The sequence below is a fragment of the Acinetobacter sp. V116_7 genome (assembly GCF_056735735.1).
In genome coordinates this window covers 1-13,071 of the sequence record NZ_JBWZIF010000020.1, presented here as the reverse complement: position 1 = coordinate 13,071, position 13,071 = coordinate 1, and the positions used below count along the sequence as shown (strand labels likewise).

Genomic DNA, 13,071 nt, shown 5'->3' with positions numbered 1-13,071 from the left:
TTTTAACTGCTATTGAAGGGTAGTGCAATAATATTCGTGTTCTAAAAAGAAAAAGATTTTAAAAGATAAACTGAATTTTAGTTATTTCTCATTTGGATAGGTGTTTGCCCAGTATAGCGTTTAAAAAATTCGATAAAACTTGAGCTATGTTGATAACCTAAATCATAAGCTAAACGCTTAATGGATGTCCCTTGGCGGATCTGATGAATGGCATAAACAATTTTTGCTCGATTTCTCCATTCTGATAGGGAAAGCTGAAGCTCTTGTTGACTCAAACGTAATAAGTGGCGATCACTGACCGAGAAATTTTGTAGCAACTGCTGTAAAGAGTGATTAAAAAGTAATGGGTCTGAGAGTTTTTCTAGAATAGGCAATAAAACAGGATGACGCGTTTGCGGTAAATAATGTGAATATGCAGGAGCTTGTTTAAGTTGATCGAATAAAACTTGTAAGAGATGTTCTAGATATTCAGGTTTTTCGGTTTGTTTTTGCTGTTCGAGAATTTGTAAAACTAAGGTTCGAAAGAAAGGCTGAATACTAAAGCATTTACAGACGTCACCTAAAATAGAACAGAGGCTAGGGTGTAGTCGAATACAGATATAGTGAATTTCATGATCGATATGAGTAGATTGATGAACTGTTTGAGGAGGAATCCAAAGCCCATAGCTTGGAGGAGATAAGTAGATTTGTTCCTCTACTTGCATTTCTAAAATGCCATTCAAACTGAAATTAAAATCTCCCCAGAGAGATGCATGAGGACGAACAATATCTTCTTTTTGGTATAGAAATTCATGAACTTCTATACTGTTCAATAAAGAAAATTGTTGGTCCTCATTTTTCATTGATGCACTCTGAATAATATTTTAATTTTCACAAGTAGCTTTAGGATTATTTAAACCTTTTGCTAAGGTAAATGTACTCAGTAATGCTAGTGCAACAAAGCTTAATACACCATAAATTAAAGTATTTTCATTGAAATGATCAACTACATATCCACCTAATAATGAACCTGTCGCAATCATCACCTGAAACATACCTACAAAAAGAGGCATACCTTTTTCAACTGCATTTGGTGCATGCACAAACATCCAAATATTTGCTGAGGTAGGGAAAGCGCCAAATGCGAAGCCCCATAAAGCTGTTAAGACAATAGCACCAAATTCATGAATGGCAAAAAGTGGGAATCCAAAAAACACAATTGCAAAGCAAGCGCTAACAAAGGCAAGTGTATATCGGACATTTAAATTGCCGCTATATCCTGCGAACGCATTTCCGAAAATACCTGCAATTCCATAGAGCAATAATAATGAACTAATTGTTGTACCGTTGAATCCTGCAATATTTTTGAAGAAAGGTGCTAAATAGCTATAGGCACAAAAATGAGCAAGTCCGATCAGTAAAACAATCAACATACCACTACGTGCTTTAGGGGTGCGTAATAATGCTGGTAAGTCTCTTATATGAATTGCGGAGTCTGGAACAAGTTTAGGTAAAAAGATTAATTGTAAGATTAAAACAACTAAGCCAATGCCTGCTGTAATTCCAAAAGCACTGCGCCAACCATAAAATTCACTTAACCATGTTCCAATCGGAACCCCTAAAACTGTCGCAAAAGTTACACCAGCCATCACTACAGCTGTTGCTTTCGCAATAGGAAGATGCGAGGGAGCTAATTTCCCACTTAAAGCAATTGCTGTCGCCCAGAATCCACCAATTGAAATACCTAAAATTAAGCGACTGAGCAATAAAATATGGAAGTTTTCTGCAAAGGCAGTAATGGTATTGGCAATGACCATAATCGCTGTCAGTAAAATGAGTACATAACGCCGATCAAGTTGTTTCACAGATACAGGTAATAGAGGGGCGGCAATTGCTGCCATAATGCCGGGTACAGTAATAATAAGACCTGCTGTACCGACAGAAATATTTAAATCTGTTGCAACACTATTTAAAACACCAACAGGTAAAAATTCACTTGTTACTAATGCAAACGCTGCAATCGCAACGGCCAAAATGGCAAACCAGCTCCCTTGAGGGGAGGTCGTGGGTCGCGCTTTAGAAATAGAAGATTGGTCCATAGGAAATCCTTACTTGGCTAAATTTAGAGTGAAGAAAGGCAATTTATTAATTAACTAACGATCATTATGAAAATAAAATAGTTGATAAAAAATCGAACGTCAATTAATTTAATAACGATTGTTATAAAAATAGATGTGATCTTTATGACAAATAGGCATGAAACGAATTTAGCTGTTACAGAAGACGCGCTGAAAAAAAAGCGTGGACGTCCTAAATGCTTTGATGAACAACAGGTTTTGCAAAAAGCAATGTTGCTGTTTTGGGAGCATGGTTATGAAGCAACGTCTATTAGTGATTTAACACAAGCTTTGGAAATTACAGCACCTAGCTTGTACAGTGCCTTCGGCGACAAAGAAGGGCTATTTTACAGATGTGTTGATTACTATTTAGCTCATGAAGGATGTCCGATTGACACTATATTTGTAGAAGCAAAAACTGCAAAAATTGCTGTTGAGTTATATCTTTATGACATTGTTAAAAGACTGGTTCAGCCGAATAAGCCAGCTGGTTGTATGGTGGTTGTTGCTGCTATGAATTGCTCTGATGCAACTCAAGATGTACAGCAAAATCTATTAGATAAGCGCATAAAGACAAAAGAAAAATTATTAAAACGTCTTCAGCAAGGTGTGGAGCAAGGGGATTTATCTTCTCATGCACCTTTACAGGAAATGACTGATTTTTATACCACTGTCATTCAAGGGCTGACTATTCAAGCAAGAGATGGTGCGAGTAGCGAGCAATTACATAAAGTGGTAGGTCATGCGGTGAAAGCTTGGACATTATTTTAGATTCTAGAAAAAGATGATGTCCTAAGTTCAATATCAATGTCGGAAATACGATATTTCAATTTATTAAGACATTCTTCAAAATAAAACCTCTTTTGTAGATGGTGTATTACTATGAGTCAGGTCATGAAATATCACAAATGGGCATTTATTTTTCCCATTTTGGCAGTACTGATTTGGTCTTTAAACATTGTAGTCACCCGCTATGTCTCGGATTATATCTCTCCGGTAAGTATTAGTTTTTATCGGTGGTTAATCGCTTTTATTATTTTAACGCCGTTTATGCTCTTACCTGTTTGGAGACAAAGACGATTATTAATACCATATTTACCTAAGCTGGCTGTGTTAAGTGCATTTGGAATGGTGCTTTATCAAGGGCTTGCTTATACGGCTGCCCATTATACCAGTGCAACCAATATGGGCATTGTGAATGCATTTATTCCTATCTTTACAATCTTTGTTTCGCTTGCGATTTTAAAAGATGTGCCTAATCGATTTGCAGTTTTTGGCAGCATTTTATCTTTTGCAGGTTTGCTTTATGTCATGTCCCAAGGGAATATTAGCCACTTATTAAGTGGAGGCGGGCATCTTGGTGATGCATTGATGATTATTGCCGTATTCTTCTATGCATTTTATGGGGTTTTCCTTAAAAAATGGCAGCTTCCACTTCCAATCATGACAAGCTTATATGTTCAGATCGGATTTTCTGTAATATTTCATCTGCCTTTAATTTTTTGGTTCGGATTAGATGCTTTAAATGCACAAAATGCGCCAAGTGCTATTTATGCAGGTGTATTTGCTTCACTGATTGCACCGTTAGTTTGGATGTTGGCTGTTCAACAATTGGGTCCCAATAGAACAAGTATTTTTATGAACTTGGTTCCTGTTTTTACAGCAGTTATTGCAAGCATTTGGTTATCTGAGCAATGGACCATCTATCACACAATAGGTGGGATTGTTATCTTAATTGGTATCATTATGGCTCAGAAAAAAGTTAGTCCTAAAAAGAGCGACTTAATGCAAGAGCAAAACTAAAGTCGTTAAAAAAACTATGGCATATTTTTAAAAAAACTGATGAAAATATGCCATTTTTTTCTTAGTTAAAGTTTTTCTATATGATTTATAAATAGTTTATAAGAATAGATTGAAATATAAATATTAAAAAAGCCGAGTAAAAATATTAATATAATTTTAATTTATAAGTGAAAATTCGTAAATTCCCTACACTTTTCATGCTTTTTTTAGAGAAATAATATATTTCTCTCATTTGATCTCTTACTACATAATAGCGACCACTACGAAAGACGTGCTTTTTGTGCAAATTATCTTTCGTTGCAGAGATATCCAAACCCTCTGGATGCGGTATATACCCATCCTTTTTTATGCTCAGTTATCCCTATATAACTGAGCTTTTTTTTGTCTGAAATTAGGCGCGAATAATCTCTCCAGTGAGAGCATTAATAATTCTACTTGGTTGCTGACTTTGGCCTAAATCACCATTGAGATAGTTTAATTGTGAACCAAAGTATTGGCAGGCATCTTGTAGTGAATGAGCAGGTTCTTGCCCACTTGGGTTAGCACTCGTCGAGACAATAAAACCATGAAAAGCATTGCATAATGCCACACACAAAGGATGTGTAGTGACTCGAACAGCAACAAGTGGATGTTCACCTTTAATCCAAGAAGGAATGTGTTCGCCAGCAGGCAATAGCCAAGTTGTAGCTCTTTCAGAAGGTTGATGATTCGTCCAACAATCAATAATTTCTTGTTGGGTTGTTTGAGGTAGAGAAGTTAGTAGGTGCTCAACTTGGCTAATATGACCTGCTAACAAAATCACTCCCTTTTCAATAGGCCTTTGCTTTAACTCAAGAATTTTTTGAAAAGCTTGTTCATTAAAAGGGTCGCAACCTAACCCCCAAACTGCCTCAGTTGGATATGCCAAAACTTGACCTTGTTGTAAACATTCGGCTGCTTCGGTAACTGAGGTGGTAATCATGGTAATACTCTTCCTTTCAATCAAACAGAATTGCTATTGTGCTCCAGCACTAAGAGCGACAACGTAAATACAGCCCTGATTGTTGCATACATAAACCAAGTAGTTCTAGTTCCATGAGTGAAGAGGTGAGTTCTGCCACAGGTTGAGAGTGGTGTATGACAAGCTGGTCAATATTTTGTCCGACCCAGTCTAAAGACTGATAAAGGTTAATTAAGTGCTCAGGAATTTCTGGGGCACAAGAAACCACGACCTCTTCAGTTGAGTTCTGTTGCTGACTTTGCCATTGAGTAGGTAAAGCAAGATCTTCAATAATTTGTTCAGGATGATCGACTAAAATGGCTCCCTCACGAATAAGTTGATGGCAGCCTTGATGAAACTCACTGTAAATATGACCAGGAATGGCAAATACGGTTTTACCTTGCTCGGCAGCTTTGTTCGCAGTAATGAGAGAACCACTTTTTAAAGTCGCTTCTACCACTAAAACACCTAAACTCAGGCCACTGACAATTCGGTTTCTACGAGGAAAATGTTGCTGTAATGGTGGCGTACCGGGCAAAAACTCAGTAATGATGGCGCCGTTTTGAGCCAAGATCTGTTCTGCAAGTTTTTTATTTTGAGCAGGGTAGGTACTGTCTAAACCGGTCCCTGTCACAGCAATCGTACGTTGATGTGCTGAAGCTCCTTGGTGAGCAGCTTCGTCAATCCCATATGCCAAACCACTACTTACATAAAATCCTTTTTCACTTAAGTAATAGGCAAAATCATAAGCAACCTGACGACCATGCGGGCTTGGTTTTCGACTACCGACAATCGCAATTTGTGGCTGTAACAAAGCCTGAGCTTGTCCTTTTCCAAAAATGATGGGTGGATGGTCTGTATAAGGTAGTAATTGAGTAGGATAGCCAGAGTCTTCGGACGTTAAAATAAAGTCAGTATATTGCTGGATCTGCTCAATTAGTTTTTCAAACTGAGCTTGACCCTGAGCAGTTTGAAATTCATCTACGCGTTTTAAGTGATTAGCATGTAACCCGAGATTGCGCCATTGAGATAACCCAGCAGGTTGGACCGCTTTTTCACAGCTACCAAAATAATTGACAATTTTTTTGAAGCTAACTAAGGAGTGTTGCACCAAATACCACACTTTAAGCGTGTGGTAATGGTGTGAAGAAAGTTGAGTAAGCATTGTAAAGGGTATATCCAGCGTTAATCATCAAAACGAGGTGGCTGAATACTTGAACCAACTTTAATAGGTAGGTCACTTTCTAATACGTAGGCATAGCTAAGCTGATCAAAGGTTCTGAAAACCATCAGACTACCAATCTGTTGTCCGGGTAACTGTATTGGTTCTTTGGTTTTAGGGTCTCGAATAGTCTCACCCTTTTGAGTAATATCAAAAACTTGCCCTACTTGAATCCCTTGTGCTGTACCTCGGTCCAAAGTCACCACACTATTTTTTGCAGCGCTGCCAATTGAACCCATTACACGAATGATCTTGCCAGCATCTGTAACTTGAGTGGCATCTACTGGATAAAATAAAGTAGGTAATGTTGCTTCTTCTTCCGGCATAACCCGATCACCACGGCGTACTTCGGAATTGTAGCTATCAGTTAACTCAAGTGTTGTTATGTCTTTTTCAGAAGAGATCGCAATCCCTGAGGCAACTTGTTGTAGTTCAATACCTAGACTATGCTTTTTACCTTTACTGTCTGTGAAATAATAAGGTTCGCCTTCACGGTAGACTGCATAACGTTGGCCATTAACTAAACCTTGTCCACGCGCATAAATGGTTTGGCCTCTTGCCGCAAGCACGCGTTGATCAGCAGTACCCACTACATAAGGAGTGTGTTCAATTGCATCGGCTGGCAAAATTGTGCTGTGTTCTAACCACTGTTTGATATGTTCAAGTGGAATAACAGGCACATTGTCGTTAAGCGATTCCACACGAACTTGAGGTTGCAAGTTTGTCATTTGGCCTGTGTAGCGACGAATAATGCCAACGCAACCATCTCCCTCATCTTTACCGATCAATGGTCGACCCGCTAAACTGCATAACAACAATCGGTCACCAGGATAAATCCAGTGTGGATTTTTGACATGTTGATTATTTGCCCAGATTTCTGGCCAGCGCCAAGGTTTACTTAGGAAATGACCGGAAATATCCCACAGCGTATCTCCGCGTTTTACAACGTAGACATGTGGTGCATTACTTTTTAGAGAGGGTGGATTATGGTTTGGACTAGCAGCATGAACCTCTGCTACTGTACCCATTGCAACCCCTGTAAAAAGTGCGAAAGCAAGTAAATGCTTTTTTATCCCCAAAGCATGAAATTCAACCATGCCGTTAAAAACCTTTTTCATTATGATAATTCCTAAAAATTATGCGTGCAGATGCGTTATAATAGACGGCTAACACACAATTTTTCGATGAAGTATTTCCTTCATTTGGTTTTTCAATCAATGGCATAAGTGAGGACGTCAGTATGGCCTTATTACCTATTTTAAGTTTTCCTGATCCCCGTCTTCGTACCATTGCTAAGCCTGTTGAAGAAGTTACTGATGAAATTCGTCAACTTGCAGCAGATATGCTTGAAACCATGTATGCCGCACCCGGTATTGGTTTAGCAGCTTCACAAGTAGATCGTCATATTCAGTTAATCGTTATAGATTTATCTGAAGCTAAAGATGAACCCTTGGTTTTTATTAACCCCAAAATCACTCCACTGACAGAAGATAAGCAGCAGTACGAAGAAGGCTGCCTATCGGTGCCACAAATATACGATAAAGTTGAGCGCCCGTCACGTGTGAAAATTGAGGCAATTAACCTTGAAGGTCAAGCATTTGAGATAGAAGCTGATGGACTTCTCGCTGTTTGTATCCAACATGAAATGGATCACTTAAATGGCAAATTATTTGTGGATTATTTGTCGCCACTTAAACGTCAACGTGCTCGAGAAAAAGTCGAAAAAGTTGTTCGTCAACGTGAGCGTGAAAAAGTTGCAGTAAAACGTTAAAAATTTCTATTCTTGAAACATTAATGTAGTGTGGATGTGATTTTTGGTTTTTCGTAGTGGGTTACTGCTTGCATGTGCAGCAGTATTTTTACAGGTTGCGGTATTTCTACAGCCGCTATTACCGAAGCAATATCAAATTGCTCCGGTCTGTGAAACTATTACTCGTGCTTTGCTTAAACCCAAAGCACAAATGGAAACCATGTCACATACCATGCATTCACATCATGAACATCATATTGAACAGGCACAAGCTTCTGGGCAACATGATCATCATGATGCAAATCACCAGTGTCAATATTGTACCGTCTATGCCAATCTGGTTTTACCACCTGAATTTGGTGTGAAAGAAGTTTTAGTCCGTATACAAGTCCGCTTAGTTGCCTATCAACAAGCATTTCGACATGTTTACTTTGCGCTACAGCGACTTTTCCTACTCCCTCAAGGGCGTGCACCGCCTCTATTTGCATAAATAAAAGCAATTTTTTGTTGGGGTCTTAACTGACTTCAATATCACTTTATTTATGTTTTAGAGCGTATAAAAATGCCACATTCTAAATTCTTATTACAACCTCTATGGGTTGCGATGCTTGCTGTCTCTCATTCGGGTCTAGTTTTTGCTGATTCAGAAAGAAATGATGCTGATACCAAAACACTTCACTCATTAGCACCTATTGTTGTTACAGCACAACAAGGTAACGATGCAAATGGTTTGATTGTACATGCAGACCCGAAGCAGCCAATTCAGCCAGTACCTGCTACAGATGGGGCAGACTATCTACAAAGTATTATGGGTTTTAATTCAATACAAAGCGGTGGAACAAATGGTGATGTGACCTTCCGAGGCATGTTTGGTTCACGCATCAAAATTTTGACAGATGGAACAGAAAACCTAGGTGCATGTCCAAACCGTATGGATGCTCCAACTTCTTATATCTCACCAGAAAGTTATGATCGTATTTCTGTCATTAAAGGTCCCCAAACTGTTCAATATGCCAATACAGGTTCTGCTGCAACAGTCCTTTTTGAACGTCAGCCTGAGAAACTCACCTCTGAAAAACCTTATCGTGGACAAGCAAGTGTCTTATTAGGTTCATATGGACGTATTGACCATAACGTTGAGGCGGCAATTGGCGATGAAAAGAAATATATTCGTTTAAATGCCAACCGTTCAGAGTCTAATAGTTATCAAGACGGTGATGGCAATACCGTTCCTTCAGCATGGAAAAAGTGGAATGCTGATGTAGCACTTGGCTTCACTCCAGACGAAGACACTTGGATCGAGCTCACGGGTGGGAAATCTGATGGTGAATCGCTTTATGCTGGACGTTCAATGGACGGTTCTCAGTTTGCGCGTGAGAGCTTAGGATTGCGTTTTGAAAAGAAAAATATCACTGATGTCATTAAGAAAATTGAAGGGCAGGTGAACTACAGCTATAACGACCATATTATGGATAACTTTAGCTTACGTACTCCGCCATTAGTTGAAATGAATCATGGTGGTATGACCATGCTGATGCCGAACGCGATGGCAATGCAGGTAACGCGCCGTACATTAAACTCACGTTTGGCCATGACTTCTGAATGGAATAAGTGGAGTTTGATTACAGGTGTAGATTCTCAATTCAATAAACATGGCGGTAGCATGTCATCGCCAAATATGCCTTCTATGAATGTTCCATATCGTCAAGATATGCGTTTTCAATCATACGGTGCTTTTGGTGAGCTTGGTTATCAATGGAACGATCTCAACAAACTGGTCACAGGTGTGCGTTTAGATCGAGTCACAGTTGAAGATGAACGTGCCGACTCTCAAGCACAAGGTTTTAACACTAAACTTGAAAAGACATTACCAAGTGCATTTGTCCGCTGGGAAAACCAACATCCTAAGCATGACCTAAAAAGCTATATCGGTTTAGGTTATGTAGAGCGTATGCCTGATTATTGGGAGCTTTTCTCGCCTAAACACGGTAATGCTGGCTCAACCAATACTTTTAACGGTGTAAATCCTGAGAAAACATTACAGTTGGATATGGGCTTCCAGCAGCAACATGGTGCTTTAAATACATGGGCTTCTGCTTATGCAGGCTTAGTAGATGACTACATTTTAATGAGTTACCACCATCATCCAAGTATGGGAATGGATGGGCATGACATGAGTCATGATATTACTGCGGGTGCCAAAAATGTCGATGCAACCATTGCTGGTGCAGAAGCTGGTATTGGATATCAATTTACCGATCATATTCAGGCAGATTTGAGTGCGATGTATGCATGGGGTAAAAACACTACAGATGACAAACCACTACCTCAAATTTCACCTTTAGAAGGTCGCTTAAATATTCGCTATGTAGCTGACAAATATAATTTAGGTCTGTTGTGGCGAGCTGTTGCTGAGCAAAACCGCGTGAGTCTACATCAAGGTAACATCGTGGGGTATGACCTCAAACCAAGTAAAGGTTTTTCAACTCTTTCTTTAAACGGAAGTTACAACCTTCGTAAAGATATTGATGTCTCTGTTGGTGTTGATAACGTATTAGATAAAACCTATACCGAACACTTAAACAAAGCAGGTAGTGCAGGTTTTGGATTTGCGAGTGAAGAGCAATTCAACAATATCGGAAGAAATTACTGGGTTCGTATGAGTATGAAGTTTTAATAAGCTATAGCGAATGAAATGAACTGAAAATATTAATTGAATGAGAGAAATGAAATGACAAATAAATTATCGCCTGAACAATCGTGGTGGGGATGGAAGTCACTTATTGTGGCTTGTATCTTAAGCTTATTGTTTATGATCATTTTTTATTTGGCGATCAACAATGAGCCTGACTACATGCCAAGTCAAAAAAATAAGCAAATGATGGAGACACCTGAGCAAATGAATCACGCTGAAATGCATAGTTCATCATCTCAATAAGCGTCTTAATATTTGAAAAAGGAAGTCTGGTTAACAGGCTTCCTTTTGTTATTTTTAGGTTTTAAAAATTATTGATGCATACTTGCTAAGGTTTTTGCCTTACCTTGATTCTGATAAAGCGTTAAGCCAAGCTTTTGTATATTGCGACCTGATTTGGATAAAAACTTTTCAACTTTTGGTGAAAGCTTCGCACCACTATAAAGTAGTGAATTGCGCACAATCAAATAATAAGCAAACCATGAAGCGGACTGCTGAGGCAATCCAAGTAGTTTCATTCTTTTCTTACCAATAAAAAATTGGGTAAGTTCTAAATGTTGGTGGTAAGCAAGTTTTTGCTGCAAAGAGCGTAAATGCAGATATTTTCTCTCAAAAGGCTCTTTAGATAAGCTTGATCCTAATTCAACACTGCTGTGATCAGAGCGAGGGTGAGCAAACTGCATCCAGTAAAGTAACCGCCAACCTTCGGTTTCAGATTGAATAAGCCATTTTTCATCAATACCCATCAACCAGCCAACATAGCGCCAAAAATGTAAAAAACTCTTAGCTTCTTGTTTCGTTGGCCATACACCTAAAGCTCTAATACCAAGTAAAACTACACTACTAAAAGCTAAATTAGTCATTGCTAAATCAAATTGATTAAGTGGAATTCCCCAAACTTCACTATCCCAACGATCAGACTTTTTTAATTGTCGACGAACAAGTGCGTGAATAAAGCGAACATAGATCGTTGACGTGAAACCTGAGCTTAAACGAGAAAGCCCCTGAGGTTCAGTAATATCAACCCACCATTTTGTAGTTTCTGCTAAACGAGTACCCGCCTGTTTCTTTAATGCGCCCGTTAAAATTAGAGGCTGATTAAATCCCGGATATAAGTATCCTGCCATTAAAGATAAATCTCTAAGGATAAAACCATTATTTACTCCTAAACGATGAGTAAATTTAACAGCCTCATCAATTTGGCGCTTGTCTAACCATTCGGGCTTTTGTTCAATGTAATTAAAGAAATTTTCTAACTCAGTAGGTAGCGGCTCAGATAGGTCATCGCGGCCTTGAAATAATATCTTCTCAAAAAACATTCGGTGACCTTTGGGATCTTGCATAACCCAATCAATCACCTTATCCATTTCAACGTCCCCTTCACAAAGAGCACGTTGTAAAGACACATATTCCGTATAGTTTGGCTGAGCTGGTTTTTCGCAACAGATATTTAAAAACTGAGTAAAGAAATTACTGTCTTGCATGTCATTAAAAGAAGCAAGTCGAGTTGGGCTAATCGTTTGCATATCGTTACTTACTTATTGAACTGAATAATAAATAGGCTAATATGAATAATTATTCGCATTCAATTCGCATTTAACGAATAACTAACTGATGAGAAAAGCTCCACAGCAACAGCGTTCAAAAATTATTGTTGGCCATATTTTAGAGGCGACACAGCACTGTATTGCCCAATATGGATTACTACATACCACAACTCCTAAAATTGCAGAGAAATCTGGAGTAAGTGTAGGTTCGATTTACCAATACTTTAAGAATAAAGATCAAATCATAGAAGAACTATTACGCCGTAAAAGCGAACTATTAGGACATCAACTTAAAGAGCTGGTTATGCAGCAAGGAAATATTCCTTTAGACCTGCTCATCCCCTTGGCGATAGAGCTAGGGTTTAATGCATTAAAAGCCGATCATGGATTTTTTATAGAAGTGTTGAAACATTGGCATGACTATAGCCATTCGCAAGCTGCTCAGATTTTAGAAAAGCATTTTTTTGAAGTAGGGCTATATACATTTAGTAGAAATCCTCATCAGTGGGACTTCGAACAGGTGAAGCATAAATCCTTTGTAATTATTAATAGTACGCTTTTTACGATGATGCGATATGTGAGTCAGAACAATTTTCTTATATCAGAACAACAACTTAAGCGCGAATTGTCGAGCATGATACTGGCTTATTTAGGTCAAAAATAAATAATTAAAATAATTATTAATATAAAACAATATGTTATATTGATTGTTGATTTAAAAGTGAACGCTCAAGTCATAAGTTTCTAATTTTCGCTTGCAAAGGGATGTTAATCCTCTATAATGCACATCCATCGGCGGTGATGCAGATAATAACTTGTTGAAAAACAGTTACTTGGGATTAAGTTGGTTACTTTAAGTGATGAATTTGATGAGAAGTTGGTTTTGAGATTAAGTTTTAAAAATATCGAAATTACCTGTTGACTTTTAAGAGATTAAGAGTAATATAGCCGACCTAGCTTGCTGGTGACGAACCAGGAA

12 protein-coding genes and 1 pseudogene are annotated in these 13,071 nt (G+C 38.4%); 7 read left to right on the top strand and 6 right to left on the bottom strand.

Annotated elements, in window-relative coordinates:
• Nucleotides 1-77: 77 nt before the first annotated feature.
• Together AC1PJP_RS08540 and AC1PJP_RS08535 are read right to left on the bottom strand one after the other, a co-directional pair.
• Nucleotides 78-842, bottom strand: coding sequence for an AraC family transcriptional regulator (locus AC1PJP_RS08540; protein WP_479766814.1), 765 nt, complete (start codon nucleotides 840-842; stop codon nucleotides 78-80).
• A 21-nt stretch (nucleotides 843-863) separates the two neighbouring features.
• The gene (locus AC1PJP_RS08535) at nucleotides 864-2,078 is read right to left on the bottom strand and encodes an MFS transporter (RefSeq protein ID WP_198308392.1); all 1,215 of its coding nucleotides are present in this window, start codon (nucleotides 2,076-2,078) and stop codon (nucleotides 864-866) included.
• A gap of 135 nt (nucleotides 2,079-2,213) precedes the next feature.
• On the opposite strand from AC1PJP_RS08535, the gene AC1PJP_RS08530 reads away from it, so the two are divergent.
• The gene (locus AC1PJP_RS08530) at nucleotides 2,214-2,867 is read left to right on the top strand and encodes a TetR/AcrR family transcriptional regulator (protein ID WP_151767486.1); all 654 of its coding nucleotides are present in this window, start codon (nucleotides 2,214-2,216) and stop codon (nucleotides 2,865-2,867) included.
• 111 nt (nucleotides 2,868-2,978) lie between these two features.
• A complete protein-coding gene (locus AC1PJP_RS08525) occupies nucleotides 2,979-3,899 on the top strand; it encodes a DMT family transporter (RefSeq protein WP_107882118.1) in 921 nt (306 codons plus the stop codon).
• A 391-nt stretch (nucleotides 3,900-4,290) separates the two neighbouring features.
• Here AC1PJP_RS08525 and tsaC read toward each other — a convergent pair whose 3' ends face one another.
• The 3 genes from tsaC to AC1PJP_RS08510 are packed head-to-tail and all read right to left on the bottom strand — an operon-like array spanning nucleotide 4,291 to nucleotide 7,218.
• The gene (gene tsaC, locus AC1PJP_RS08520; protein ID WP_013199176.1) at nucleotides 4,291-4,860 is read right to left on the bottom strand and encodes an L-threonylcarbamoyladenylate synthase type 1 TsaC; all 570 of its coding nucleotides are present in this window, start codon (nucleotides 4,858-4,860) and stop codon (nucleotides 4,291-4,293) included.
• Between the two features lie 49 nt (nucleotides 4,861-4,909).
• Nucleotides 4,910-6,043 carry a DNA-processing protein DprA gene (dprA, locus tag AC1PJP_RS08515; protein ID WP_198308394.1) on the bottom strand — a complete coding sequence of 378 codons (1,134 nt, stop codon included), beginning with the start codon at nucleotides 6,041-6,043 and terminating at the stop codon, nucleotides 4,910-4,912.
• Nucleotides 6,044-6,063: 20 nt separating this feature from the next.
• Nucleotides 6,064-7,218 carry a LysM peptidoglycan-binding domain-containing protein gene (locus AC1PJP_RS08510; protein WP_479766813.1) on the bottom strand — a complete coding sequence of 385 codons (1,155 nt, stop codon included), beginning with the start codon at nucleotides 7,216-7,218 and terminating at the stop codon, nucleotides 6,064-6,066.
• A gap of 122 nt (nucleotides 7,219-7,340) precedes the next feature.
• Here AC1PJP_RS08510 and def point away from each other — a divergent pair, with 122 nt between their 5' ends.
• From def to AC1PJP_RS08490, 4 genes are all read left to right on the top strand, one after another.
• Nucleotides 7,341-7,871 (top strand): peptide deformylase, encoded by a 531-nt coding sequence (gene def, locus AC1PJP_RS08505; protein WP_004795267.1) that lies wholly within the window; start codon nucleotides 7,341-7,343, stop codon nucleotides 7,869-7,871.
• A 43-nt stretch (nucleotides 7,872-7,914) separates the two neighbouring features.
• Nucleotides 7,915-8,340, top strand: a complete 426-nt coding sequence (locus AC1PJP_RS08500; RefSeq protein WP_005309169.1) for a DUF2946 family protein — start codon at nucleotides 7,915-7,917, stop codon at nucleotides 8,338-8,340.
• Between the two features lie 72 nt (nucleotides 8,341-8,412).
• A complete protein-coding gene (locus tag AC1PJP_RS08495) occupies nucleotides 8,413-10,527 on the top strand; it encodes a TonB-dependent copper receptor (protein ID WP_416685787.1) in 2,115 nt (704 codons plus the stop codon).
• Nucleotides 10,528-10,581: 54 nt separating this feature from the next.
• Nucleotides 10,582-10,788 carry a hypothetical protein gene (locus AC1PJP_RS08490; RefSeq protein WP_049838257.1) on the top strand — a complete coding sequence of 69 codons (207 nt, stop codon included), beginning with the start codon at nucleotides 10,582-10,584 and terminating at the stop codon, nucleotides 10,786-10,788.
• 68 nt (nucleotides 10,789-10,856) lie between these two features.
• Here AC1PJP_RS08490 and AC1PJP_RS08485 read toward each other — a convergent pair whose 3' ends face one another.
• A complete protein-coding gene (locus AC1PJP_RS08485; protein WP_479766812.1) occupies nucleotides 10,857-12,071 on the bottom strand; it encodes an oxygenase MpaB family protein in 1,215 nt (404 codons plus the stop codon).
• Between the two features lie 88 nt (nucleotides 12,072-12,159).
• Between AC1PJP_RS08485 and AC1PJP_RS08480 the strand changes: the two are divergent.
• Nucleotides 12,160-12,730, top strand: a pseudogene (locus tag AC1PJP_RS08480) (TetR/AcrR family transcriptional regulator).
• Nucleotides 12,731-13,071: the final 341 nt, after the last annotated feature.